We start from the raw sequence: 26,599 nt of genomic DNA on the forward strand, positions 1-26,599 counted from the left end.
TTTTTGTTTTTTTATGGGTTAGATAGCTGTCCAGCCGCCATCCACAACGAGATTGGCGCCGGTCATATAGGCCGAGGCATCGCCGGCCAGGAATACCAGGGCTCCCTGGTAATCGTCCGGTTGCGCCATGCGGCCCAGCAAGGTTTTTGAAGAATAGTTCTGAATGAAAAAATCGTCTTGACCTTGTTCCACACCGCCAGGAGAAAGGGTATTTACCCTTACACCTTTATGACCCCAATAGGCCGCGAGGAAACGGGTGAAGTTGATCACCGCCCCTTTGGTCACCGGGTAGGCGGCCGACTTGTAAAAAGTCTGTACGCCATCCGGGTCGCGGTAGATCGACTGGTCGGGACCTACCATGCCGTAAGTAGAGGCCACATTGATGATGCTGCCTTTCCCCTGTTCCGCCATCACGGTTCCCAGCACCTGCGCGCAAAGGAACACGCCGGTAATGTTCACATCGATCGAGCGCTGAAAGGCATCGAGCGGATATTGCTCAAATGCAGAAAGTGTCGCCGCCATCGCCGGATTTTCAAACTTGTCGTTGATCGCAGCATTATTGACCAGGATATCAATACGGCCATAGCGCGCCAGCACCTGGTCCCGTAGTGCGGTCACCGATGTCTTATTTGTCACATCGACATCTGCCCCCATGTGTGTCGAACCGAGTGTTGCGGCAAAGGATTGCAGCGCCCCATGATTGACGTCAGCCGCTACTACCTGCGCGCCGGCTTCCGCCAGGGCTTCGCAGTGCCTGCGGCCCAGGAGGCCTAGCGCTCCGGTCACAACAGCCGTTTTGTCTTTTAGCGAGAAGCGTTCCATATTATCCGGCAACAGGTGTGGTTTTGGGTTTAATGTTATAGTTGTTCACCTTGCGGAAGACGGCTTCCAGCACCTCGCCTTTGAGGTATTGCTGTACATTACCGTTTTCAATTGCCGTTTTGATCAGAGGCAATACATCGGCATAGGCCGAAAGCGTGTATTCAATATCTTCTGGTGTATGGCTGAAGCACATGTTGTGAAAGCCGGCCCACAGGATACCCCGTTTGATCATTTCCTGCTGCATCAGGGTTTTTAGCTCAAGTCCGTTACCGGCAACAGGGGAGAAGGTGATCATGCTGCGGCAATTGTAGCCGATGCAATGCGTATAAGCTTCCATGCCCAGCTCCCGCACCAGGTTATTGTAGCCATCTTTTAGCAGGGCGCCTTTTTCATCAAGGTATTGTGGTACCTGTTTATCGCGCAACTCTTCGATAGTAGCGATACAAGCCGCGAGCGACAGGGCTTCGCCGCCAAAGGTGGTATAGCTGAATACTTCGCTGTTGAACAGTTCCATCACATCGGAGCGGCCCGTGAGGAGCGCTATGGGCATGCCATTGGCGCATGCTTTGGAGTAAACGGCCAGGTCGGGCGTTACGCCAAAGTATTCCTGTGCGCCGCCGAGGGCAATGCGGAACCCGGTCCACATCTCATCAAAAATAAGGAGGGTACCGTTGGCGCGGCAGAGCGACAACAGCTCCTGCAGGTAACCTTCTTTCGGTGCTTCAAAAATAAAAGGCTCCAGGATAACGGCGGCGACATCGCTGTCCAGCGCTGCCTTTATCGATTCGATATCATTGTATTCAAACGTAAAGGTCATGTCCTGGGTCGACGCAGGGATGCCGGCGTTGCGGCTGGTAATGCCGATGTACCAGTCGTGCCAGCCGTGATAACCACAGCAGAATACTTTGTCGCGGCCGGTAAAGGCGCGGGCCACCCTTATCGCTGCAGAGCAGGCGTCGGCGCCTGTTTTGGTGATCTTCACCGCTTCGGCATTGGGGATCACTTTCTGTAATAGCTCTGACAGCTCCACTTCGAGGGGATGCATCAGCGAGAAGGTAATACCATCTTCCAATTGACGCCGGATCGCTTCGTCCACTTTGGGATAGGCATACCCCAGGGATACGGGACCTATAGCACTATTGTAATCGATGTATTCGTTACCATCGACATCCCAAACGCGGGCGCCTTTGCCACGCTGGATGTATTTGGGTGCAACGCCCTTGCTGAACTGCCCGGGGCCTTTAGCCAGTGTTTGCGTTACCGGTTTTTGTACGCTCAGGGCTCTTTGGTAGTAGGCGTCGGAGATGCTGATCTCAGGGTATTGTTCGTTAAAAGAAACCGTATTCGGCATAAGAGATATGATTAAAGAATTACTCGGCAAATTCGGATGGGGTCATCTGCACGGCTTGCTGACCGGTGGGATAGCCCAGTATCTCCTCGGCGATCTGCTTACCGGTGAAGCCTTCATACTGCAGCACATCGGGCAGCAGTGCCGGTTTGAACCAGCGTTCCTTGAGCGCAAAGGGGATCACATTGGCGGTAATGCGATGCTTCAGCAAGGTCTCGGCGAGAATGCTGTACAGGCCCCCGGTGAGAAAATGATCTTCTACTGTGATCAGCAGTTTGCTATGCTGTGCCGCTTCTATGAGGGCTTTTTCGTCGACAGGCTTGAGCGATCGCATATTGATGAGGCCTACAGATTTTCCTTCGGCCTGTAGTATGGTGGCGGCCTGCAGGCACTGGTCAAACAGCAATCCATAGCACAGCAGGGTAATGTCTTCCCCCTGGCTTACGATCTCCGCTTTGCCTGGCTCGTAGGGCGCATGATGGTAATGGGTGGGGCGTGTATTGATGCGTACATAGGACGGAGCAGATGATGACCATATTGCAGGCAGCATCAGCAGCAGGTCTTCTTCGTCGGCAGGAGCAAATACCTCCATATTGGGGATCCCGCGCATCAGGGCAATGTCTTCGATGGCCTGGTGGGTCGGGCCATTGGCATCGGAAAGGAATCCGGGAATAAAGCCGCTCAGCTTTACGGGCAGGCCGGGGATGCCGACATCGGTACGTACAAATTCGAAGGCCCGCATGGTAAGGAAAGCGGTAAGCGCATGCACTACAGGTGTGCGGCCACGCAAGGCCAGACCCGCCGCAGCGCCGATCATGGTCTGTTCTGTAATACCGGTATCAATGAACCGCTGGCCGAGCGCAGCAGGTATATTGCGTACCAGGGCGCGGTTCTCGGCGGTCATTACGATATAGCGCTCATCTTCCAGCGCGGTTTGGGTCAGCAGTTGTTCGTAGTTCATTTTAACGTACGACTAAGGTTTGTGAGGTTAATTGGGCATGATGTTCGCCGTGCAGCTCCTGCAGCAGCTGTTCCGTTTCTTCGGTAGTAAAATTGCAGAACCAGCGGTCGGCGCGGCTTTCAATGCTGGGCAGGCCTTTGCCTCTGAGCGTGTCGGCGATCAGCACATTCAATTTGCCTTCGCAGAAGGGGTACTGGCTCAATGCCTCATCCAATGCGCTGAAGCTATGACCATCGATACGCTTCACCTCTGCTCCGAAGGCGCGGAACTTATCGGCGAGGGGCTCGAGGGGTATCAGGTCTTCTGTAGCCATATTGGCCTGGAACTGATTGCGGTCAACGATAAAGATCAGGTTGTCGAGCCGGTAAGCATTAGCCACCAATACGGCTTCCCAGCAGGTACCTTCGTTGAGCTCACCGTCGCCGAGAATGCAGACCACTTTATTGTTCCCGCCCCTTACCTTGATATCAATGGCAACACCCAGTGCCACGGAAGGTAAATGACCCAACGAACCGGAATGAAATTCTATGCCGGCCACTTTGGTATTGGGATGCCAGTAGATATGGTCGTCTATAGACAAATGGTTTTGCAGACGTTCGCGGCTGATGATACCGAGCTCTGCCAATGTACCATACAGAGCCGGAACGTCGTGACCTTTGGACAGGAACAAATAGTCCCTGTTGGGATCGTCAAGATTATTAATGTTGAGGTTCAGGAAGTCGGCGTAAAGAAATACGATAAGGTCTGTAGCCGACAGGGAGGCGCCGATAAAGCAGCCGCCATTGGCCGACATGCGAATGATATGCTCCCGCACCTTAAAGGCAATGTCTTTTAAATGTTGGTATTGGCTTTCCATATGATTTTCAGGTTTGGATAGGAATTACAACAGCACTTTGGTTTGCTCCGCGGAAATGGTTTTCAGATCGTCCAGATGATTGCGGTACCAGTTCACACCGGCGTAACCGGCATTGATCTCATATATTCTGGGGCGGTCTTCCAGCAGCTGGAGAATATCGTTGCAGCTGAAAGACGGTCTTAGCGGGTAAAGCTTTTTGTACACCTGCACGATAAAGTCATAATCTTCGGGGTAGTCGATCGTGAAGCGATGGGTCATCGACAGGTCCAGGCCGGTGCCCCATTCCAGGTTGCCGATACGGAAATGCTCCGGATGCTCCCATATATAAGGCGTGGTATGTTCCAGCTCCCAGGAGTGTGCCGCTTCTTTGTACGCCCTTTCAAGACAATCCATGGTCATTACTTCCACATCGTTGCCGTCAGGCCAGGTAGCCGGATGCAGGTTGCTCACATAGTCGTACCGGCGGGGAATTTCATAGAACAGGTCCAGCGTAGCATCGATAGCCGCCGGATCGATAAGCGGGCAATCTGATGGTATCTTCAGCACCACATGAGCGCCATGGTGCCGGGCCGCCAGGTAGTGCCTTTCAAGCAGGTTATCGAGGCTTCCGCGGTAGCAGGGAATGCCATGTGCATAGGCCTCGTTCTCGATCACATCATCTGAAGGGTCGACAGAGGTAGCGACTACGATGGTTACCGGATATTGCGTCCGCTGTACCCGCTCTATCATACGTATCAGCAGGCTTTTGCCCCATACGGGAAGCATTACCTTGCCGGGTAGCCGACTGGAAGACATACGGGCCTGTATCACGATCACGATCTTATCCTGCATACGATTGTTCCTTTTCGTTAATGAAATAAAGAAGGGCGGCGTCCTGTTGCTCTTTGTACTGGTGAAGAAAATCCTGCACCGGTCCGTCAAAGTCGATAAAACTGCGGCAAAGTGTGGCGATCTGCTCAGCGGAGGTGCCGCCATTTTGCAATGGTGACAAACGTTTCAGCTGTCGTACATCAAAGTAAGAATGCACTTTTTTGCCCAGGGCAATACCCGTATATACCACCGTGGAATATTGTGTGATGAGCTCGCTGCAATTGGCAATCATGTGTTGCGTGTTGCCTTCGGTAAAGATGGCTGTATCCTCTGGTGTATGCTGTCGTATTTCCCCTATAGCACGGTCAAAGTTCTCATTGGGGTGCAGCTTAAATAACAAGGGTCTTCCGGCTGCAATCGCCACGCACTTTTTGATAAAGCGGACACGGTTCTCAGGCCTGGCCGTTTCGCGCATGTCGGTGGTCGCTACCATGACGTAGTCATGGTAGGGAAAATCGTTGTCCAGGAATTGCGCTGCATGATCATAGTTGGGCGTGCCGGTTACCCATATCTTTCCGGGATCGGTACCCATGCCGGATATGTAGTCGCGATAACCATCCGAAGCGGCGCAATAGAGATCGCATTGGTTGGTAGAGCCATTCAGCGACGTATTGAAACACCAGGTAGGCGGTAGTCTCAGCGCTTTGATTATCCTGCTCAACAGGGTCATTTTGTCGATCATGCCCTCCTGTATCCACACGGTCCTGGTTTGCTTCAGCGGCGCCGGCACAATAAGGTCGCTGCAACATACGATAAGGTCGTAACGATGCCGGCTCCCGCCATAATCGATAGCGCAATCACGTTCCTTCAGGTAAGCTTCCGCCTTTTTGCGGTGTGGTTCGGAGATGATCGTTTTATCAAGCAGGCGTGTTTTGTTCTTCAGGAAATTGACCAGCGGATGATCGGTGAACAGTTGGCTGAACCAACAGTCGAACTCGCCGAGTGCGCTGGCAACCTGGTACATCTGGGATGTCTGGTTCAACGATCCGGTAAGAAATAGTATTTTTTTGCTCATTCCCATTAAAGCAATCCTCTTATGGCGGCAAACTTATATTCTGAACAGATAGCTTCACCCGCTTTCATTAAACATAACAGATACTTGATATTTTGCTAACCGATGGATAGTGTTTTGGTAAGACAAGGGTAACGATAGGATAATCTTCTGTTCATTTGCAAAGGGTATTTGTAGATACAAAACGGGAGCGGATCCCTGAATAGTGATCAGGCGCTTCAAGCCATAGCGTTATAGTAACGATACGCTCATGTTAAGGTTACATACAGGGGGTTTCTTTGCAAAACCAGATACAATGAAAGCCTCCGCATTGTTGCTCTGCCTGCTGCTCTCTTTAGGGGCTGCAGCTCAATTCCAAGACAGCCTTTCCGCTCCCAACCTTTTTATCATCACCATTGATGGCCTGCGCTGGCAGGAGATCTTTCATGGCGCCGATGAAGCAATCCTGAAGGAGGGCGGCTATGTAGCTGATACCACGCTGATACGGGAGATGTATTGGAGCAATGACCAGGAGGAACGCCGCCGCCGGCTGACGCCATTCCTATGGAATGTGATCGCGCATAAAGGCCAGATTTACGGCAATCGCGACTACGGCAATAAAATGAATGTGAGCAATCGCTATAAATTTTCCTACCCCGGATACAACGAGATATTCACAGGCTATGCAGATACCCGCTTTATACCCAATACGCCGGTGCTCAATGAGAATACCAATGTGCTGGAATACCTCAATAAGCAAAAAGGGTACCAGCATAAGGTTGCGGCTTTCTCTTCCTGGAATATCTTTCCATTCATACTGAATGAAAAGAGAAGCTGTATCCCGGTCAATAGCGGGTACGAATCGCTGGACGATACAGATCCCATGTCGCAAATGATCGACAGCGTGCAGGAGGCGATCGGCAACAAGGCGCATACCCGTTACGACGAGCTGACCTTTATCAGCGCGAGGGAATATATCCGGAAACGTCATCCTAAAGTGGCGTTAGTTGCTTTTGGGGAAGCCGATGAATTTGCACATCATGGCCAGTACGATCGCTACCTGCGCTCTATAGCCAATACCGACCGTATGATCGCAGAGCTGTGGTACGAAGTGCAGAGCGACCCCTTTTACCGCAACAATACAACCTTTCTCATCACCACCGATCATGGCCGTGGCCGCAGGACACGCACCTGGACCGATCACCTTTTCCTGATCGGCGGCAGCCGTGAAATATGGATGGCGGTAATGGGTCCCGGTATCAGCCCCCTGGGCGAGATGAAGACAGACCAGGTATTATACCAGAAGCAGATCGCGGCTACGATCGCCCGTCTGCTGGGACAACAATTTGAATGCGAGCATAAGGTAGGACAATGTATCGATCTGCCAGGCATTGCGCCTGAGATCAGCGGTGGCATTGCATTGGACCGTCAATAGAAAAGAAGGCAAATATGCCGGAAGACTACCTTGCCTGTATCAGGCCTATATTTCTTTTGCCGCGGCGTTGCCTGCTATCTTTCCCGAAAAAATACAGCCGCCCAGGAAGGTACCTTCCAGTGCACGGTAACCATGCATACCGCCACCGCCGAAGCCCGCCACCTCTCCCGCAGCATACAAGCCGCCGATGGGCTGTCCATCGCTGTTGAGCACACGTGCTGAAAGATCGGTATGTAATCCGCCAAGCGTTTTACGGGTCAGCAGGTGCAGGCGTACGGCGATCAATGGACCGGCCTTAGGGTCAAGGATAGGGTGGAGCGGCGCTGTACGGATGAGCCGGTCACCCAGGTATTTACGGGCGCCCCTGATGGCGGTCACTTGCAGGTCTTTGCTGAACTTATTCTGAAGCTCCCTGTCTCTGGCCTCCACTTCGTTCCTGATGTGCGCTGCATCCAGCAGAGATGTGCCGCTCAGCTCATTCATGGCCGCGACCAGCTCCTCAAGGCCGGACCGGACAATAAAGTCTTCCCCTTTTTCTTTGAAGGCTTCTACCGGCGGTGTAGCGCTTTTCCCTATGGCCCGCTTTAGTACCTGCTTCCAGCTTTTTCCAGTCAGGTCGGGGTTTTGTTCGGAGCCCGAGAGGGCAAATTCTTTTTTAATGATCTTCTGGTTCAGGATAAACCAGGTATATTCTTTTCCGGTAGTGAGGATATGCTGCAAAGTGCCCCTGGTATCAAAGCCGGGAAACAGCGGCACGGGCAGGCGACGGCCATAAGCGTCGAACCACATCGATGAGGGGCCGGGTAGGATGCGTATGCCATGACCGGTCCACAAAGGGTTCCAGTTGGCAATGCCCTCGGTATAATGCCACATGCGGTCGGGATTAATGATCTGTCCGCCGGCCGCTTCGGTGATGGCCAGCATACGGCCGTCCACGTGGTCGGGTACACCGCACAGCATATGTTCCGGCGCCTGCCCCAGGCTTATGGGCCAGTTGCGGCGCACCAGCTCGTGGTTGGCGCCGATACCGCCGGAGGTAACGATCACGGCACTTGCCTTGAAGGAGAAGGAACCGGTGGCGACACGGGCGGTTTTGATACCTCTTTCCGCTGTACTTTCTTCCAGTATATCGCCGGCAACGCCTGTTACCCGGCCATTAACAATAAGCAGCTCATTGACACGATGCCGGAACCGCAGCCGGATAAGGCCTTTCTGCTCTGCTTCCTTTACCTTTTGGATAAAAGGCGCCAGCACACCGGGGCCGGTGCCCCAGGTTACATGGAAACGAGGCACCGAATTACCATGGCCGATCGCGCCGTATCCGCCCCGCTCGGCCCAGCCCACGACAGGAAAGAATCGCATGCCCAAACGTCCGAGCCAGGCCCTTTTTTCGCCCGCGGCGAAGTCGAGGTAGGCCTCTGCCCAAAGTCGCGGCCAATGGTCTTCCGGCCGGTCAAATGCTGCTGTACCCATCCAATCCTGGTGGGCCAGGGCATAAGAATCCCGGATGCCCATGCGGCGCTGTTCTGGAGAGTTAACGAAGAAAAGACCGCCAAAAGACCAGAAGGCCTGGCCGCCTAGGCTTTGCTCCGGCTCCTGGTCGAGCAATAAAACGGATTTGCCCTTTTGGGCCAGTTCCGAAGCCGCAACAAGGCCGGCAAGCCCTGCGCCCACGATAATCACATCGGTTTCGGTTGTCGCCATAATTATGTAGCTTTAGCAATTACACCTGCTATCCCGAAGTTAAGTACAAACGGCCGGAAAAAAATTCTACCGAAAACCTGCCGAAATTTTTTGTAGAAATTAAACAGTTGTTTAATTTTGAAGAGCAAGATAGCTATAGGACCTTGCTATCGGCACTTGCCTGATTTCCGGTCACCTTATTTTTCAGATCTTTTTAAACGCTTCCAAGATGAACATAGAACGGAACAACTTTGTCATGAAAGGCTTACAGGGCCTCTATTGCATCAACCATCGCAAAAATCCCAATGTTTATATCAACGATGAAGGATTTATTACAGTATCGACTTGCTGTGATGAATTTCATGAAGCGCTGTATCATGCGCAGGACAGCCTGCGTGACCAATACGACCAGCTGAGTGTGCAAGCCAGGGAAGAGATGATGCGCTCGTGAAGCCAGGCATCGGGTAGTGTGTATTGTGTGGTGCGTATTGGGATTTCAAATTTGCATTTTGAAATTTAAAATTTGGAATTTGTATTTTGAATTAACCTCCTTCGACGGAGGTTTTTTTATGGCCCTTACTGTTTATTGCTTTATTATGTCCGGTTTTAATATTACATTGCTATAAGATGTTCTGGTTGTTATCTGCTTAAATAGGACCTTATGCAACGGATACTGATGATCGAGGCAGATGAGAAGATCGCAAAGCTGGTAGGCGCCCGGCTGGAAGCGGATGGCTGCAGCCTGGATTATGCGTCAGGGGCTGTTGCCGGGCTTGTACTGGCTCATGAAAGGCATTACGATCTCATTGTGCTGGATATGGAGCTGACAGATATGCCTGCTGCCGAAGCGCTGGTACAGCTCAAACGGGAAAAGACTGGTACGCCTATGCTGATCCTCGTTGTTCATCAGGAAGAGATCATCCCCGATCCCACAGGCTTATGCGATTATTTATTGAAGCCCTTTAGTATGAGCAGCTTCCTTATCCGTGTGAAAGCTTTGATGAAAAGCGCCGCCCTGCAACAGGAAGCACCGGGCCCGGTGCCGGATGTCATTGTAAGAGGAGCGTTGCGGCTGGATGGGCCCAACCGGCAGGTAACGCTGAACGGTGCATTGCTGGAGCTGGGTTATAAGGAATTTGACCTCTTGCAAGTGCTGATGGCCCATCCCGGAAGAACCTTCGCTGCGGAAAGCCTGCTGAAAGAGGTATGGGGATTGGGTTTTACCGGCTTTGAGCATACCCTGACATCCGCGCTCAGTCACCTTCGCGCCCGCATAGAGCCCGATCCGCTGCATCCAAGGTATATCCTTACCACCTGGGGCGTCGGTTACCGTTTTACGGAAGACTATTAGGCTTTCTTCTCCCGCTGCGTCGCCGCGGCACTGTGAGATGTAGATGTCTACCCGGTTTTGAGATCAAGAAAAGGGACACGGATCTTATCCATGCCCCTCTGAAACAGAAACACTACTTACTCATTGGCTATTTCCGGATCAGCAGCTTGCCCGAGCGGGTTTGCTGGTCTTGCGTCAGGCTGACCAGATATATGCCTTCTGTCAGCGCGCTGATGTCGATTGTCTTATTCTTTACTTTTTCAATATAGAGCAATGTCCTTCCGCTGAGGTCGCTGATCTTCAGCTCGGCTCCGAGGAAACGGGCATCCAGCTCAATTTTGTCTTTTGCCGGATTGGGGTAGAGTGTCGTGCTTTCCAGTAAAGTCTTTTCATCGATACCGGTGCTATTGGTGATGGTAATATAATTGGTCTTGGTTATATCGTCTTCGCCATCATCGTTCGTCACTTTCAGCTTAACGGTATAGGTACCTGCGGCTGTGAATTTCACGCTGGGATTGTTGGATGTGGCGCTTGTGCCAGACTGGTAGGCAACATTGTTGGGTGTTATGGTCCATTCCCATGCGGTAGGTGTATTGGTGCTGAGATCGGTAAAGTTGACTACTGTTACATTGGTATTACCGGCCACAGGCGTAGCAGAGAAATCGGCTACAGGTGGCGCCGGCGCCCGGTACAATGTGATGCTGTCGAGGGTGAGGTCGCTGAACACACCGTTGGTAGGCACTGTTGCCGCATTGGAGGAAGAAAAGATCGTAGTGATCGTATCGGGCGTTACGCCGGGCATCATATCGGGAAGCGCAATAGAGAATGCCGTATAAGTTGCCTGTGGGGAAAAGGTATGTGTGGCATCGCTTACCGTATCGCGTTTATTGTCGTCAACATTATATCGCGTCAGCAATATGCGTGCTGTGCCCTGATCGGCGGCTGAGCCTGTATTGTATTTGTAGAAGCCGCGTAGTTCAGTGGGCTTGATGGATATTCGTGTGCCCCCGCCGGAAACGTAACTGACATTGGCGCCGCCGCCCCCGCCGCCATAGTTAAATTCGGCGCCATTACCGTTGACCAGAATACCGATCGTGGTGTATTGTACAAAGCCAAAAGGTGCGGTGTTCACTTTTGCTGCATAGGAACCCTGGTAAGCCCCGCTTTCTTTGTATAGGGAGCGTACCGGATACATGACCACATTGTTGCTGGAGCTCCAGCCAACAAGGGAATCCGTACCGTTGTCGGCAGTCGTCCAGTCTTCAAAATTGCTGTTGGGGATCTGTGTTTGCGCCAGGGCCAGCTGTCCTGCTACCATCGCCGAGAAAAAAATAGCCGTCTTTTTCATATTGGGTTATTAAAGGAATTCAAAAATGTACTTTTCATGGAGGAAAAGCGTTGGATACAAAGAACAAAAATACTTTTGCTGCATACGGCAGCCTAGATACAAGTGTATCATAAAATAATTTTTCATACATTAGAGCAGATGATTTAACCCCTTTACAATTGCCATTGTTGTCCTATTTATCCGCCTGTTGCAGAAGGGCGGGCGCTTGCCTGTCTATACTATGCAAACCGTATGCAAAGCCTGTCTTTTGTATGCTGGCAGGGTTGCTGTGCCTGGTTGCCGATGTGGCTGCACAGGAAGGCAGGCCTGTGCTGTATGCGCTCACACCAGGGAAGCCTGAAGACACTGCCGCAATAGCAGCTCATATCGCCAGGGCGCAGCAAATAACAGGTACGCAGCCCGATAGTGCGATCGCATTGCTAAGGGTTGCGCTTTACAGGAGCGGGCAGGCGCTCTATCCTGCCGGGATACGCAAGGGGCTGCAGGCCATTTTGCCGCTGCTTAGCGGACCTGAAGGAGAAGCGCTACTGCAAAGGGAGCTCTGGCTGTGCCGGCATACTGTAGCCCTGGAGCCGGCATTGGATGTGATCTACTCAGGCCTGGGCAAGCTCATGCAGCTCCGGGAGCAATACGATAAGGCAGGCATCCATTATCTGAACGCCATTCCCGTTGCTGTTAAGTACCATCCCGACTATCTTGCTACGGTATATAATAACTACGGCGCCCTGTTGTCCCTGCTGCCCGACAGCGTGCTTAATGTGCAGCGGAGCATGTACTATCTGGATAAGGCGCAGGAGATTGCCGGAAGGGACAATAATTTCCGTATCCTTACCTGTGTCTACTGTAATAAAGCAAAGTTGCTGAGAAGTCTGAAGCGCTATCCCGAAAGCCTCGAGCTTGCCTACCGTGCCCTGGCGCTAGCCCAAAGAGAGCATTTCATTCAATGGGAAATGGTGGCGCTCAATAATATCGGCGATCTGTATTTCAATATGGGACAGCCCGATAAAGCGATCCCTTATCTGGAACGTTCCCTTAAAATAGAAGGAACGGGCATAGCACCATATTACCGCAATATGGCGGTCTTTACGCTGGGCGAAGTGTACTATACCCTGAACGATATGGAACGGGCCAAAAGGTACTTTTCCCTGTCGCTGGACTTTGCCCGGGAGTTCGGTATTTCCCGCGACCTCATCGAGAGCAACCGGAAACTAGCCCAGATCTATGCGGCGCTGGGTGATTACAACAAGGCCTTTCATCACCAGGTTACCTACTCGCATATGAGCGACAGTTTTCGTAACCACGAAGTGATACAAAATGTACAGCAGCTTGAAGTGAAATTCCGGACCTCGGAGAAAGACCGGGAATTGCTTCGGAATAAGCTGCAGATGGAGCATCAGGAGCAGGCGCTGCACCGGAAGAATACGATTGTTGCCCTGTCGGTAGCGTTTGCCTTACTGGCCGCGCTCGTTTGCCTGTTCCTGTACAACCGCTTCCGGCAAAAGCGAAAGCTGATGCTCCGGGATGAGCAGATCCGTGAGATGCGGGCCCTGATCCAGGGAGAAGAGCAGGAGCGGATAAGACTGGCCCAGGAGCTGCACGACGGCATAGGCGGTATGCTGGCAGCTGTGAATATGAACATGCAGGCGGCCCGCAAAGACGAGTTCAGTCATAAGCAGGAGCTGCTCGATGTGATGCAGATGATCGAAGATACTACCGACGAGCTGCGCAAGACGGCTCACAACCTGATGCCATCTGCTCTGCTGCGCAAAAACCTTGGCGAAGCTTTGCAGTATTACTGTGATACCATAAGCCACAGGAGCGGCTTTTGCATAGACCTGCACCGGCACGGCGACCTGGAAGCGATCAACCCGGTCTATGTCAATATGCTTTTCCGCATCGTGCAGGAGCTGATACAAAACGTGATCCGCCATGCGGGCGCCGATCACGTGATCGTTTCGCTGGAAAAGGAAAACGATAGGATATCCCTGATGGTCGAAGACAATGGCCGGGGCTTCGATACAGACAACCGCGGCTTTGGCTTCGGACTGGAAAACCTGGAATACCGGGTGCGGACCCTGGGGGGCAACCTGAATATACAATCGGAATCTGGTGTGGGCACCTGCATTATGGTAACCTTTGCGCGAAAGGATGTGACCCTATCGGCCACAGGCGCCTGAGCTTATAAAAAGAGAATGGACTATGGAGATCAAGATCATGATCGTGGACGACCACCCGATGATTATAGACGGCCTGAAGAATATGCTCAGGGGATACCGGCATATCCGCCTGATCGGCGCCTTCAATGATGGTGCATCCCTGATGGCGGACCTTCCCCTGCAACAGCCCGATGTATTGCTGTTGGATATACAGCTGCCGGGAACCCCCGGCGATGAGTTGGTGCCGCTTATCCTGCAGCAGTATCCCGGGATTGCCGTGCTGGCGCTGACCAATTTCAACAGCACCCTTTATGTCAATACGATGCTGCGCCAGGGTGCGAAAGGATACCTACTGAAGACAACGCGTCAGCCCACACTGATCCACGCAATAGAAACCGTATCGCAGGGTGGAACTTACATTGAGCCGGCATTGCAGGATAAGCTTCAGCAAGAGCAGCCGCAACGGCACAAGCATATCTATGCCCGTTTATCGCTGACGATAAGAGAAAAAGAGATACTGCGTCTGCTTGCTGCCGGAAAGTCTAACCAGGAGATCGCCGACAGCCTGTTCCTGGGCTACAATACGGTGCGCAATTACCGGGCACGTATCTTTACCAAGCTGGAAGTGGGCTCTATCGGCGAGCTCGTTAAGAAGGCGCTTACCCTGGGCCTGGGAGAGTAAAGCAGCTTTAAATAAACCCTTTTTCCTGCGCAACGCGGATCAGGCCTACGGTGTTCTTCGCATTGAGCTTTTGCATCAGGCTAAAGCGGTGGTTCTCGACAGTGCGGGTGCTAATGCTTAATGTAGCGGCGATCTCTGCGCTGGTAAGTGCTTTGGCGATTAGCTGCAATATCTCTTTTTCCCGGCGGGTAAGTGGGGATGCCGGCGCATGCTTCGTTTTCAGCATCTCCTGTAGCAATTGCTCCTTTAACGAAGACTCGAGGTATTCGCCACCCTGGTAAATTGTCTCTATGGCTTCCAGCAACGTTTCCCGGGGCGCGGTTTTCAGCAGGTAGCCTTTACTTCCTGCCTTCATCGCGTCCTTAATATGGAACATGCTTTCCATGCTGGTGATCACCAGTATGCTGATAGCGGGGTATTGGCTTACTATGAGACGGATGAGCTCGTTGCCGCTGATGTCGGGAAGCTGAAGGTCCAGCAGCAGGATATCCGGCTGGCTTGTTTTGAGACCTTCCATCAACGCAGCGCCGTTGGTGTAAGTATCCGCCACTTCAATATGCCGGTAATAGTGCAGCATATTCCTGATACCGCTAATGACCATCGGATGATCATCAGTTATGGTCAATCGTATGATAGGAAGATTATTGTTCATGTGTGCTCAGGTCAAATTCGAAATAAAGCGTTGTCCCTTCGTTGGGCGCGCTGCTGTAGTGAAACTGCCCGCCCAGGCTTTCTACCCTGGTACGGAAATTATACAACCCAGCGCCGGTAGACCTTTCTGCCGGCCGATCAAATCCTTTGCCGTTATCTTCAATGGTAATACCCAGTATGCCTTTGTCATAATTGAACTGTACGATCGCCTGATCGGCTTCCGAGTGTTTGATGATATTCTGGATCGCCTCCTGGATCATCCGGTAGAGGGGTAATTCAAACGCAGGCTCCAGTTTGGGAAGGTAGCCGTAGCTCCGGAAATCAATATAAAGGGCATGCGATTGATTGAGCCGGTCGCAATAAAGCTGGGTAGCCTCACTTAGCCCGGCGTTCAGGAGTATCTCGGGCATCAGATTATGTGCGGTTTTACGGAGCTCTTTGATCGTTTCGTCCAGCTGCGACAGGTTTTCTCCATATTGTTCCGGCGACGGATGGGTATGATCCATAGCAGCAAAATTCATGCGTATGGCCGATAGCTGACTTACGAAACCATCATGCAGCTCACGCGCAAACCGTGCTCTTTCCTGCTCTTCTCCTTTCATGATGGCTTTCAACTGCTGCACCTCCTGCTCTTTGCTCATCAGCTGCAGCTGCTTCTCCTGGCGTAGTCTTTTGTTCCGGGCATTACGGTACAACAGGAGCAGTAACAAGGCGAGCATCAGGCCTCCGGCTGATATCGCCGTAATCCACAGGTATTGTTGCTCCAGCCGGTGCTGCTGGCGGTTGATCCGTACCTGGTTCTGGCTAAGCTTCCTGTCTTTTCCGGCGCTCTGCAATGCGGCATCCATCATATTCATTACCTCGGTGGCTTTATGGGTCAGGGTATCTTCAAGCAGCTCCTTTGTGCTTAAAGCCTGGTAGGCGGCATTATGATCGCCCAATGCGGCATAAGCTGCAGCGACCACCTGGTAAGGCGTTGTGAGATTATAGCGCTGCTCTGCCTGCCGGGCCGCCCGGATAGCCGGTAGCAATATGGCAATGGCCTCATGGTATTGTCCCTGCCGGTAGTAAGCATCCCCCAGCACAAAGGCTGCGTCGATCGCTTCACCAGGATCGGCCTTTGCCGGAAGGTAATTCCGGAGCAGGGCGATGGCGCTGTCGTTCCGGTTTTGCTGCAGCAGGGCCGCGGCGATATTAATGTGCAGCATGTAATCGAAGCTGTGGTCCTTGTTCCGGTCTGCAAGTTGCAGGGCTTCGGTGGCCGCGGCAATGGCCTTTTCAGGTACCTGCAGGCGGCAGTAGGTGCTGCTTTTGTTGGTAAGGATGCTCAACAGCTGGTATTGATGCTTGTTTTGCCGGGACAGCTGTTCGGCTTTGCCGATATAGACCAGACTACGTTCCGGGTATCCGGTCTGCAGCCAGCAGATGCCCAGGTATTGCTGCGCGTCGATCAGCGGATCGACCAGGCTACCCCGCGGATTAATGCTGCCCGGCGCTGCATTTTCATATAGTGTGATCACCTTGTAGCAATTCAGTGCCGCACTGTCAAACATTCCCAGGTGAAAGAAAACGCCGAACATAGCATTATAGGTGGCTGCCAGGTAATATTCCCGGTCTTGCTCCTGCTGCGCGATCACCGTAAGCGCCTCGCGGTATAGTGCCAGGCTCCGTGCATGCGCTCCCTTGTTGCGATATGCTGTAGCCATATTGGCCAAAGACAATCCCGAGCCGAAGGCATAGTTTAGCGCCAGGCTTTTACTCAGGGCGATCCGGGCATAGAAGATAGTACTGTCGGGATCGCTTCCCTGGAAGGCGTTAGCCTTATTGATCAGGGAAGAGATATTTGCAGAATCCGTCGCCGTAATACGGGTATGCAGCCGGCCCCGTGTTTCCTGCGCCGGTACCTCCTGGCTCATGATCAGCAGACAGACCAACAGCAGACAGGTCCCGCGCCAGGCGCGCCATAAAGCAGCAGGAATATTACATCGGTCTATCCGGAACATGAAGCGAAGGCAATGACTGGTTTAACGGTTGTTGTTAAAAATACCATTTTCCCTGCTCATTTCACAGCCCCCCGGTTACCGGAGTAAGGTAATGTCTCCTTTCAATTGGTATACTTTGCCTTGTGTACCGGTTTCTGCGGTCACAGCATACATATAAGTACCTACATCGGCCGGCTTCCCGTTCCAGGTGCCATCCCAGGCTTTTCCCGGATCGTTGCTGGAATAAATACGCTGTCCGAAGCGATTATAGATCGAGCACCGGAAATGTTTAATGGGGCAGCCTTCGCTGAATATAATGCCGAAGACATCATTGAGCCCGTCGCGGTTAGGGGAGAATGCCGTCGGTATCATGGGTATGCAGCTGCATATTTCGTCGCCGATATGAATGGCATCGCTGAAGACGCAGGGCGCATCTGAAATGTCTACAACGTAATAGCCTGTATCGGTAACGGGCAATAGGCCGCCTGTTTGTCCTGTGTTCCACAGGAAGGTTGCATTGGGATCCTTTACACGGGCGTCGAGCGTGAGCGCAACCGGGACGCCCCGGCACAGCGTCGAATCGGAGCCAAGATCCATCCTCAGGTCTTTGAACGAAATATAGATGCTATCCGCTTTTTGGCAGCCTCTTTGCCGTACGTTCACCCAATACAGACCGGTCGTATCGGCTATAAAGCGCTGGCTTGTGCTGTTGTCCTGCCATTGGTAGGACGCAGCACTCGGGGGTGCCTTCAGTTCGAAAGCGCTTTGGTTACAGATCACCGTATCATTACCCAGGCTGAAGGTAAACGGTGGCGCCACTACAAAGGTGTCGATACGGTACTGGCAATAGGTCTGGGCGCTGCCGACCCAATAGGTGCCCGGGAGCTTTATCGTCAGGCCGGTATCCGTGCTACCGGTATTCCAGCTGTAGTATAGTGCCGGCGGCCCTTGCAGCCGTATGCTGTCGCCCGCGGTACAGATGATGGTATCCTTTCGTCCAAACAGCGTATCGGCAGGAATGGGCCGTACAAAGCCATTGCAACCGATACCGGAGGTGTTATCGTCGGGATAAAGACGGTGCGGCATCAGCACGGCATGCGGCTCATTGTCACAGGCGGTTCCTGCAAGGTTGGGCTGCTGTATGGCGCCCAGGTAGTCGGCGTCGCCAGGCACCGCGCTGTTGGACATAATATAGTAGATCTTGCCGTCTCTTGTGAGCCGGATGGGTGTGGTGACAGCATAGGGCGATTTGATCGTATCGGCGGTCACGCGGGAAGCAGCGATGGCGGCCGGTGTAGGCTGGCTGAGGTCGAACTGGTACAACAGGGTTTGAAAAGGATAAAGGCTGTTGACGTCATCCACAAAATTACAGGAGGTAAAATAGAGCTTGGAATTATCGGCAGAGAAAGCGAGGTCCCAGCTGTAAAAGCTGTCCAGCAGCAATTCGTTGGACACAACGCCGGTAGCGGTGTTGAAGTCGAACAACTCCTGCTTGCCGCCATTCGTTTCGGGAAAGAGTTGGTAGGGGCTGGTGTAAGCCAGCTTTTTGCGGTCGGGTGTTACGGCCATGGAGCCATATCCGTGGCTGTAATTGCCAAGGTCGGGAATTACTACAGGTGCAAAGCCGGTGTTGGAGATCACAGGGGTCATATTGATGCCGGCTGCTGTGATCTCAAAGGCCTTGAAGCGGGGCGCCCGCTTCTCATGGCACAGCAGCCATATGTTGCAGTTGTCGCCGGGAACAGCGGTCATGTGAGCGCTCATATTGGTATCGATAAGATGCGGACCGCTGATCACGGCGCCCAGGCCGCTGTTCTGCGTCATATCGACGATCGAATAATTGAGCCACATAAAGGAGGTGGGGCCGCCGATATCTTCCCCGAATACATAACCGGCGAGGGTGAACACATAATATTGCTTCGGATTGGCGATCACGGGCAGTATCAGCACACCCTGCGGCGCGCCATGAGAGGTCGCATCGAAAAACGGATCGTTCAACACCCAGCCGGGCGGTGGGATGATGGGGGAAGATAACAGGTAGCCGCCGGGCATTACATTGCCGTTACGGTCCCAGATATATTCCGAGTTGGTGTAAAATAACATGTGTCCGCCGGGATCCGATACCGATGCGATACAATTGTAGGAAGAAGGAACAGTAGCGCTGAAGGTATCGGGGCTGCCGCTATTGAAGTCGAGTCCCAGGGAATCGGCAAAATTCCATATGGCGTTCTCTCTCAAATGCCAGCCGTGCTGGGCGCCGGCCGGAAAAGCATACAGGATCAACAGCAGGGTAAATAGTTTTCTCATAGATCAATGGCTTTGCTACGTGGTGCCTTCTTTCCTCATTCCGGTGCCTGATGAGATGAATCAAAAAGATGAAAACAAAACTATTTAACCTGCTGCAAAACAACCAGAGTACAAGCGCTCAATTTTGAAATTGAGTAGAACTACTCAATTTTCCCTGCGATAGATAGCGATAGCTTCTAGAGCTGCCCGATCACTTGCATCACATCATTCCGTCCCCAGTGATCGACATATTGGCCGTCGCGAAGCCTTACAAAGTCCATCACGTTCATGATCACTTCTTTACCGGTAGGAGCATGGCCCATGATGTTGCCCAGGTGGGTGCCCCGGAGCACTTTGCGGCTGGCTACCAGGTCGCCTTCGCCTACCTGGTCCAGTATGTCTACTCTGAGATCGGGAAAGCCTGTACGGAGCATCCCTATGAACTGGATGAGTCCCGATACATCTTTCGGAACGCCCGGCACAGCGGTATGGTTGGTGAAATCAGGGGCAACGATCTCATCGAGGATGGCAGTATTGCCGCCTTCGATAAATTCCTTGTTGAAGCGAAGCACTACCTGCTTATTGTCAGTTATAGTCATAATGTAAAGGTAGCACCGTTTGCCGGATTAGTCTACCGCCGGGCTCTTCTCTGGGGCTGCCTCCCGTTGTTTCAGCCGTTTCACGATCCAGGGCAGGGTGATGCCCTGACCGATAATGGTGAAGAGAACAACGGCTACGGAGATAAAGATGATAGGGCTGCGTTGAGGGAAAGGGCTGCCATCTTTGAGGGTGAGGGGCAAGGCGATAGCAGTAGCGAGTGAGACAATACCCCGCATGCCCGACCAGGTGACGATAAGGCTGGTGGCAAAGTCGAGCAGGGCATGTTCGGAAATACGGCCGCGTTTGCTGTTGAAGGCCCTTTGCAGGTTGATCTGCTGCAGGAAGACCCTGGCCATACGCAGGAGCAGCGCTACGACGGTGATCGCGAAGGCATAGCCGATATAGGGAATGATCTGTGCCCGGTCAATAGTATGCAATACATAAGGGAACTGAAGCCCGATGAGGATAAAGATCAGACCGTTCAGGATAAAGATGATAATGTCCCAGAAAGATTTCGATTGCTGCTTCAGCGGCTCGGGAAATACCTTCCTGCTGAAGCGCGCAATGCTCAGCCCCAGGATTACCACCGCGATCACACCCGATACATGCAGCTCTTCGGCTATCTGGTAGGTAATAAAGGGCATCAGCAGCATAAAGCTGATGGTGACCAGTGTATTTTTTCTTACCCACCATAGAATGCGCCCCAGCAGCTTTCCCATAATAACACCGATAAGGAAACCGCCGGCCATCAGCAAAAGGAACTGCAGCGATGCCTTCCAGAATATGAAGGCGGAGCCGGTAACAGCAGCCACAGCAAAACGATAGGCGACAAGAGCAGAAGCATCATTGACCAGGCTTTCTCCTTCGAGGATCACGCTGGTCTTATGCGACAGCTTAAGTCCCTTGGTTACGCTGAGCGCCGCAACGGCATCGGTGGCCGACAGGATTGCGCCCAATACAAAGGATAAGGGCCAGCTCATGCCGGGTATCATATACCGGGCGACTACGGCAATGCCGCCGGCGGTCAGGAATACCAGTGATACCGCCAGGGTGCCGATCGTATTGATATGCGTCCTGAACTCCTGGAAGGGGATATTGAACGCTGCATCGTACAGCAATGGCGGCAGGAAAATGAGGAAGATCACCTCGGGATCAATGTTGACGCCGGGAAGGGAAGGAACGAAGCCGATGGCGATGCCGGCCACGATCAGCAGCACGGGATAGGGCAACCTGATCTTCTCCGCTACAGCCGAAAGGCCCAGCATCACGGCCAGTATGATCAGCACGACGCTGTAGTTTTCCATAGGTTGATACTATTTAGTTGGCTGCAATGGCATTGACGCAGGTGATCGGGAAAAAATTTTATGCAGAGACACCGGGATCCGCTTCATGGGATACGGCTGTTATGCCTTGGTAGCCTTTTTATGTGCCGCTTTCTCTCTCGCCGCTTGCATCCGGAATGTTGCTATCCGGGCGATGAGCGGGTAGGGTACCGGCTGGTCCAGCGGGAACTGTACGGTTCCCTTTCCCCCTTTATAGCCTGCCAGCGCCGCTTTGAAAGCCTCGTGCTCCCTAGGCGCCGGATAGATACTAACGTGGTGTTTATAGCCGGCAAAATAAATAAAGCCATGCTCCAGCTTAAAGGCGGGTATGGCATAGCTGATCGTCTCTTCGGCTTCTGGCAAGGCTCTCATGATGGTGGCGCGTATCTTTTGCAGGATTGCCTGCACAGCCTCCGGGAAGCCGGCAATATATTCGTCGATCGTTTCGGGTTTTGTGGCCATGGGTTGCTTCAATTCAGGTAAATTTAATATTGACTATCCGGATAAAGGAAACAAAGTTTTGCACGTCTATATATATCAGCTGGGACGCTTTGCTTTACCCCTCTTTTTGTTTGGTGTTACTATCTTTTCTTTTTTATTCGCATCTATGTTCATTGCTTGTTATGGCGCTCATGAGAAAAGTTGCTCCGCCAAAAAAGAAAGAAAAAAGGCGGCAAAAAAACAATGCTCCGCTGTTTTTTTGTGGCTGGCGCACCCGGGCTTAAAAACAGATAGCAACTTTAATACAGCATTGCCTGGCATAGGGTCATAAATCAACGTTTTAATAATTGACCTAAAGGATCATTTCTTTATTGCTACTATTTTAGCTGGTTTCCTATATCCGGATAGTCAGAAATTTAACTTAAAGTGCCAGCACGATATGGATATCATCCGGCTCCATGCGCAATAATTCCGGATCGGGTGTGTCGAGTATCCTACCGCCCTGACGCAGGTAAAAGTCAACGGTACCGCGCGTCGGTGTTGCGGAAATATACAGCCCCCCGGCGCCATAGCTCCCGGCCAGCTCTTTGCAGGCCAGCAACAACCGTACACCCAGCTGTTGTTTCCGGTAGGCGCGACTGACATAGAGGATATCCATTTTGCACCATGCCGGTGCTATGATCTTCCGTTCGACCGAAGCCACGCCGGCTAAGGTAGCTCCGTCAAAAGCGCCCAGCACCGAACCGCCACGGTGTAAAAGCTCTTTTTGCCTTTTGATGATCCCTTCCAATTCTTCCTGCTCAAATCCGGAAACGGACTCAGGCGTGGCCATTAGCTGCAGGCTTCCGTTCAGCAGACGGTAGCTTTCTGTGATCTCTTCTGAGCGGTCGATCTCCTGTATCCGGTCGATCTCCTGCAGGCCTAAGGCCCGGATGATGATCTTATCCTGGTTGTTGGCTGTCATGCCAACAAATATCGGGATATTTTGCGATCCCTTACCGGTGGCCATTTCGTTTGCAGCGATCGGCTGCACGGAAACAGGGTTGGCTAAGTTGTGAACCGGTGTGACTGCGCTTTGGTAAGATGGTTACCTTTGCCGGTATGAATATAAGAGCGTACCAGGATACAGACGGGGAAGCAGTGCTGGCGCTGTTGCGGAGCAATACACCCGATTATTTTGCCCCCGAAGAAGAACAGGACCTTGTACTTTACCTGCAACGGGATGCGGAGCATTATTTTGTATTGGAAGATGGCGGGCGCCTTGTAGCTTGCGGTGGTTTTAATCTTTGGGAAGAAGGCGCTATCGCCAGGATCTCCTGGGATATGGTTCAGCCTGAAGGACAGGGAAAAGGCTGGGGCAGCGCACTCGTCCGTTTCCGGTTACAGGAAATAAAAAAGATCCCAACCGTAACGACGATCGTTGTGAGAACCTCGCAACTGGCATTTCGTTTTTACGAGCGCTTCGGTTTCCGGACACAGGAAATAGTAACCGATTATTGGGCGCCGGGTTACAATCTCTATCACATGGTTATGGCGGCTGAATAGCCATTTTTTGATGAATAAACAAGCGGGCTCTGTGATGAACTGGGCCCGCTTGTTTATTCGTATAGGATAGTTGTTTTAACGCTTGACAAACTTTATGGTCTGTCCCGTTTCTTCAAGCCGCAGGAAATAGATGCCCGATGCCATCCCGGCAAGGTTGATCTCTGTGTCCTCCTTTTTTACCTGGTATTTGCCGAGCTGCTGCCCCACCACGTTGAGCAGGGAAAGGGCTCCCCTGTAGTCCGTCTTCACCTGTAAGGTATAGGCAGCCGGGTTGGGGAAGACTACAAGATTGTGTTCTTTGCTCACATTACGAATACTGAGAAATGGAGACGTGCGCCAATAGTAGATACCCTTGTTCGCAGCGCCTACCGGCCAGGGAAGAATAAAAGGAATGCTGTCGAAAGCGATCTGGAGGGAAAATGTGCTCAGGTGATCGTCCATTGCGATGTCGGGCTTGCCCAGGTCCTGCCAGCTGAGGCCGTTGTCGGAAGTGCGGAAAAGCCCATCGTTAAAGAGATACATCGTTCCGGTCCGGCTTACGGTGAAATTGCGGAGCTCTCTGCCCGAAGTGCCCGTTGGCCAGGGAAGAGCAATGGGTGTATTGGGTGTTGCATTAGCCGGGTTGATCTCAAACAGCTCCCAATCGGAATAAAGGAAAGTACGGTTGCCATAGGAGACCAGCGTACGGTTGCTAAAGGGCAATACGTCTTCCATCACAAGGCTCCAGCTATGACCAGTATCGGCAGAAGTGTACAAATTGGCGTTAAGTGTCGTATCGATGATCACCATTGCAAACAGGCGTCCCGTTGCATCCTGGGAAGCGGCAACGACACCGGCCGAACTGAAAAAGCCGGTCTCATTCCAGGTATTGCCTTTGTCAAAAGAAGCGAAGAGTTTGCTGCCGAGATCCGGGTCGGAACCGAATCCCCCGGAAAGGAATAAGCCACCCTGCTGGCCCGAAAACAAGAAGGTAACCATTGTACCGGGCGCATCTATGCCGGGAGGAAGCGTCGCCTGGGTAAAGCTGGCGCCGTCATCTTCGGAGCGATACAGCTTCTTCTGGCTCGTAAAGCCATACAGGACACCTGGGTGCTGTTTATCGTCGCAAACAAATTGAATATTGGAACCTACTGGTCCCACCGGTCCCAGGCGCCAGTTGCCGAGCGCCGGTGGCGTACCGGCAGGCGGTGCGAGCGATCCCAGTGTTTCGGAATACAGGTATTTGTAGGAAAACAGCTTATTGCCGGCACTGAAAAACATATTATCAATATCACCTGTTAGTCCTTCAACGATCGGAACCCATGCCGTAGCGGCATTGTTCCGCTTTTGTGCTATATACTGATTACTGAAGTCGTAGATGCCATTTTTGTCGCCGGTCACTTCAACTACATTATGGACGCCGTTGTTCAAATTGGCGCTCTGCCAGGATATAGTGCTCAGGCTGGTCTGGTATAGGCCTGATGCGCCGCCCAGCCATAAGCTGGCTGTTGCACTGTCACAATACAGGCTTGTATAATCTTCCGTGCTATTGGGAACATTGATCACATTCCAATCCATATAGGCGTCGGAGTAAAGGATCTGGGTGCTGTTATTAACCAGGTCGCGGCATAAGGCGTAAACCCTTCCGTTCGGATCTTCCGTAAAGCAATATACCTGTTTGGTGCCGAAGTTGGTGTGGATGATGCTTGCCGCATCATCGGCCGATAGCCATATGCCTTCGTTAAAGCTGCCGATCAGTAGTTTATGGTTACGGGTATAGTGGATTGCTTCAGGTGTAGCGGTAAAGGGACTACTGAAAGTACTGATATGCCCGGAAGTGCCCCTGTGTGTGAGTTTGATGACACCACCTACCGTGCCGGCAAAAAACAGATCGGGATTATCGATGCCGGTAAAGCACCGGTAGTTCTCATGTAAGCCGGTGGTGGAGCCTGTTTCAATAAAGAAGTTGCTCCAGGTCCGGCCCAGGTCCGATGTAGCATACAGACCGCCGGGATAGACATCGGTACCCACGTAAAGCCGGTCAGAAGCTTTCTCCACGGCAATGGCGGGTGTGCCCCAGTAAGAGCTGTCGGGCAGTGGGCCGGGTATTTCTTTCCAATCGCCGTTAAGCGGTTTATAGAACACCTTATTGCTTTTTGTCAGCAGGAACAAGGTGCCGGCATTATTGATCGTCACATCTTTGGGTACGATATTGACCGGGAATTTGGTGTAACGGAACCATTGCTGAGCTTGTAATCCGGGGAGGCTGCATCCAAGCAGGAGCAGCGCAAGTAAAATTCTTGTTTTCATCATGTCCTGTCTTAATTTGGGGATTTGCAAATATTGATTATTGGTTACGCCAAAGTTACTCTGCTGCTATGGCCTATAAAATACCGGCTTACAGGTATTTTGTGGCTTGTTATTTTTTGCTATAAAAATGAGCCGGCTGGAAAGTAAGGAATATAAGATCGTTGCGGTACGGCTTAAACAAAATCATTCTGGCAGCCCCCCTCGATAAGGGACTGCCGGATGTTTATATGAGTATTCTTCTTTTTAGAAGCAAATAGGCTGATCCGCTCACAGCATGCCGTACTCAATGGCCTTCTTGATAAGCGAAGGAGAGTTGCTGACCTCAAATTTTTGCATCAGGTTGTGCCGGTGGGTCTCCACGGTCTGAGGGCTGATGAAAAGCTGCCGGGCAATAGCTGCAGTAGTGGCGCCTTCTCCCACCAGCTGTAGTATCTCCTGCTCCCGCCGGGTAAGACGAGGCGCCTTTTTGGGCTTCTTTCCCGGGGAAAAGAGGATCTGCTGTAGCTCCGGATTCATCAGGAACTGATCGTTCAGCACCTGGTAGATTGCTGTTACCAGGTCGTTTCTGGACGTATTCTTCAACAGGTAACCATCGGCGCCACTCTGCAGCATATCGATGATCACGCTTTTCTCCGTATGGTTGGTAAGGGCGATCACCTTGATCTCCTTGTTCAGGGCCTTAATGGCTTTGCAGACGTCGATCCCCGACATCTCGGGCAGGCTGATATCCAGGAATACGATGGCTGCAGGTTGCTGTTGTAAAAATTCAAGCGCTGCTCTGCCTTCGGTAAAAGTGCCTGCGACAACAATATCTTCTACCTGTTTCAGGATGCTGCAAAGACCTTCAACGAAGATGGCATGATCTTCAACAATGATGACCGGTATACTGGTAGTGGCTGGTGTCATGATTATGGTTTTTCTTCTATAGGTGCTGGTATTCATCTGGTCGCTACCACAAAGTTGCCGATATTTCTTTTTCATTGAATGGGGGTATTCCCTGA

General features: G+C 52.1%; 23 protein-coding genes. 6 read left to right on the top strand and 17 right to left on the bottom strand.

Annotation, left to right across the window (positions count from 1 at the left end; translation table 11 throughout):
* Nucleotides 1-18 precede the first annotated feature (18 nt).
* Genes DZK30_RS21280 through DZK30_RS21305 form a run of 6 tightly spaced genes read right to left on the bottom strand, consistent with a single transcriptional unit; the run spans nucleotide 19 to nucleotide 5,872 of the window.
* Nucleotides 19-834 (bottom strand): SDR family oxidoreductase, encoded by an 816-nt coding sequence (locus DZK30_RS21280; protein ID WP_205529521.1) that lies wholly within the window; start codon nucleotides 832-834, stop codon nucleotides 19-21.
* A complete protein-coding gene (locus tag DZK30_RS21285) occupies nucleotides 824-2,173 on the bottom strand; it encodes an aminotransferase class III-fold pyridoxal phosphate-dependent enzyme (RefSeq protein ID WP_118976207.1) in 1,350 nt (449 codons plus the stop codon). The genes DZK30_RS21280 and DZK30_RS21285 overlap by 11 nt, the downstream gene beginning before the upstream one ends.
* 19 nt (nucleotides 2,174-2,192) lie before the next feature.
* Nucleotides 2,193-3,131 carry a transketolase family protein gene (locus DZK30_RS21290; protein WP_118976208.1) on the bottom strand — a complete coding sequence of 313 codons (939 nt, stop codon included), beginning with the start codon at nucleotides 3,129-3,131 and terminating at the stop codon, nucleotides 2,193-2,195.
* A gap of 1 nt (nucleotide 3,132) precedes the next feature.
* Nucleotides 3,133-3,987, bottom strand: a complete 855-nt coding sequence (locus tag DZK30_RS21295; RefSeq protein ID WP_118976209.1) for a transketolase — start codon at nucleotides 3,985-3,987, stop codon at nucleotides 3,133-3,135.
* Nucleotides 3,988-4,011: 24 nt separating this feature from the next.
* Nucleotides 4,012-4,818, bottom strand: coding sequence for a cytidylyltransferase domain-containing protein (locus tag DZK30_RS21300; protein WP_118976210.1), 807 nt, complete (start codon nucleotides 4,816-4,818; stop codon nucleotides 4,012-4,014).
* A complete protein-coding gene (locus DZK30_RS21305) occupies nucleotides 4,808-5,872 on the bottom strand; it encodes a hypothetical protein (protein WP_205529522.1) in 1,065 nt (354 codons plus the stop codon). The genes DZK30_RS21300 and DZK30_RS21305 overlap by 11 nt, the downstream gene beginning before the upstream one ends.
* Nucleotides 5,873-6,164: 292 nt before the next feature.
* Between DZK30_RS21305 and DZK30_RS21310 the strand changes: the two genes are divergently transcribed.
* The gene (locus tag DZK30_RS21310; RefSeq protein ID WP_162903312.1) at nucleotides 6,165-7,283 is read left to right on the top strand and encodes an alkaline phosphatase family protein; all 1,119 of its coding nucleotides are present in this window, start codon (nucleotides 6,165-6,167) and stop codon (nucleotides 7,281-7,283) included.
* Nucleotides 7,284-7,328: 45 nt separating this feature from the next.
* On the opposite strand, the gene DZK30_RS21315 is transcribed toward DZK30_RS21310, so the two are convergent.
* Nucleotides 7,329-8,987 (bottom strand): FAD-binding dehydrogenase, encoded by a 1,659-nt coding sequence (locus tag DZK30_RS21315; RefSeq protein ID WP_118976212.1) that lies wholly within the window; start codon nucleotides 8,985-8,987, stop codon nucleotides 7,329-7,331.
* 208 nt (nucleotides 8,988-9,195) lie between these two features.
* Between DZK30_RS21315 and DZK30_RS21320 the strand changes: the two genes are divergently transcribed.
* The gene (locus DZK30_RS21320; RefSeq protein ID WP_118976213.1) at nucleotides 9,196-9,417 is read left to right on the top strand and encodes a hypothetical protein; all 222 of its coding nucleotides are present in this window, start codon (nucleotides 9,196-9,198) and stop codon (nucleotides 9,415-9,417) included.
* A gap of 210 nt (nucleotides 9,418-9,627) precedes the next feature.
* Nucleotides 9,628-10,317, top strand: coding sequence for a response regulator transcription factor (locus DZK30_RS21325; protein WP_118976214.1), 690 nt, complete (start codon nucleotides 9,628-9,630; stop codon nucleotides 10,315-10,317).
* Between the two features lie 127 nt (nucleotides 10,318-10,444).
* Here DZK30_RS21325 and DZK30_RS21330 read toward each other — a convergent pair whose 3' ends face one another.
* Nucleotides 10,445-11,644: a T9SS type A sorting domain-containing protein gene (locus tag DZK30_RS21330; RefSeq protein WP_118976215.1), complete on the bottom strand. Its 1,200-nt coding sequence runs from the start codon at nucleotides 11,642-11,644 to the stop codon at nucleotides 10,445-10,447.
* 251 nt (nucleotides 11,645-11,895) lie between these two features.
* Between DZK30_RS21330 and DZK30_RS21335 the strand changes: the two genes are divergently transcribed.
* Together DZK30_RS21335 and DZK30_RS21340 are read left to right on the top strand one after the other, a co-directional pair.
* The gene (locus DZK30_RS21335) at nucleotides 11,896-13,821 is read left to right on the top strand and encodes a tetratricopeptide repeat-containing sensor histidine kinase (protein ID WP_118976216.1); all 1,926 of its coding nucleotides are present in this window, start codon (nucleotides 11,896-11,898) and stop codon (nucleotides 13,819-13,821) included.
* A gap of 22 nt (nucleotides 13,822-13,843) precedes the next feature.
* Complete coding sequence (locus tag DZK30_RS21340) at nucleotides 13,844-14,482, top strand: response regulator (protein WP_118976217.1); 639 nt, start codon at nucleotides 13,844-13,846, stop codon at nucleotides 14,480-14,482.
* A gap of 7 nt (nucleotides 14,483-14,489) precedes the next feature.
* On the opposite strand, the gene DZK30_RS21345 is transcribed toward DZK30_RS21340, so the two are convergent.
* The 7 genes from DZK30_RS21345 to DZK30_RS21380 form a co-directional block, all read right to left on the bottom strand.
* Nucleotides 14,490-15,134 carry a response regulator gene (locus DZK30_RS21345; RefSeq protein WP_118976218.1) on the bottom strand — a complete coding sequence of 215 codons (645 nt, stop codon included), beginning with the start codon at nucleotides 15,132-15,134 and terminating at the stop codon, nucleotides 14,490-14,492.
* Nucleotides 15,124-17,136, bottom strand: a complete 2,013-nt coding sequence (locus DZK30_RS21350; protein ID WP_118976219.1) for a tetratricopeptide repeat-containing sensor histidine kinase — start codon at nucleotides 17,134-17,136, stop codon at nucleotides 15,124-15,126. The genes DZK30_RS21345 and DZK30_RS21350 overlap by 11 nt, the downstream gene beginning before the upstream one ends.
* Nucleotides 17,137-17,211: 75 nt before the next feature.
* Nucleotides 17,212-19,422 (bottom strand): gliding motility-associated C-terminal domain-containing protein, encoded by a 2,211-nt coding sequence (locus DZK30_RS21355; RefSeq protein ID WP_118976220.1) that lies wholly within the window; start codon nucleotides 19,420-19,422, stop codon nucleotides 17,212-17,214.
* A gap of 176 nt (nucleotides 19,423-19,598) precedes the next feature.
* Nucleotides 19,599-20,000, bottom strand: coding sequence for an ester cyclase (locus DZK30_RS21360; protein WP_205529523.1), 402 nt, complete (start codon nucleotides 19,998-20,000; stop codon nucleotides 19,599-19,601).
* A 27-nt stretch (nucleotides 20,001-20,027) separates the two neighbouring features.
* Nucleotides 20,028-21,305 (bottom strand): Na+/H+ antiporter, encoded by a 1,278-nt coding sequence (locus DZK30_RS21365; RefSeq protein ID WP_118976222.1) that lies wholly within the window; start codon nucleotides 21,303-21,305, stop codon nucleotides 20,028-20,030.
* Nucleotides 21,306-21,404: 99 nt separating this feature from the next.
* Nucleotides 21,405-21,785 carry an iron chaperone gene (locus DZK30_RS21370; protein ID WP_118976223.1) on the bottom strand — a complete coding sequence of 127 codons (381 nt, stop codon included), beginning with the start codon at nucleotides 21,783-21,785 and terminating at the stop codon, nucleotides 21,405-21,407.
* Nucleotides 21,786-22,185: 400 nt separating this feature from the next.
* Nucleotides 22,186-22,728, bottom strand: coding sequence for a GNAT family N-acetyltransferase (locus DZK30_RS21380; RefSeq protein ID WP_118976374.1), 543 nt, complete (start codon nucleotides 22,726-22,728; stop codon nucleotides 22,186-22,188).
* 137 nt (nucleotides 22,729-22,865) lie between these two features.
* On the opposite strand from DZK30_RS21380, the gene DZK30_RS21385 reads away from it, so the two are divergent.
* Nucleotides 22,866-23,309 (top strand): GNAT family N-acetyltransferase, encoded by a 444-nt coding sequence (locus DZK30_RS21385; RefSeq protein WP_118976375.1) that lies wholly within the window; start codon nucleotides 22,866-22,868, stop codon nucleotides 23,307-23,309.
* Between the two features lie 75 nt (nucleotides 23,310-23,384).
* On the opposite strand, the gene DZK30_RS21390 is transcribed toward DZK30_RS21385, so the two are convergent.
* On the bottom strand, nucleotides 23,385-25,601 hold the full coding sequence (locus tag DZK30_RS21390; RefSeq protein WP_118976225.1) for a T9SS type A sorting domain-containing protein: 2,217 nt from the start codon (nucleotides 25,599-25,601) through the stop codon (nucleotides 23,385-23,387).
* A gap of 264 nt (nucleotides 25,602-25,865) precedes the next feature.
* Complete coding sequence (locus DZK30_RS21395; protein WP_118976226.1) at nucleotides 25,866-26,579, bottom strand: response regulator; 714 nt, start codon at nucleotides 26,577-26,579, stop codon at nucleotides 25,866-25,868.
* Nucleotides 26,580-26,599: the final 20 nt, after the last annotated feature.

The organism is Taibaiella koreensis, assembly GCF_003545715.1.
Lineage (GTDB): Bacteria > Bacteroidota > Bacteroidia > Chitinophagales > Chitinophagaceae > Taibaiella > Taibaiella koreensis.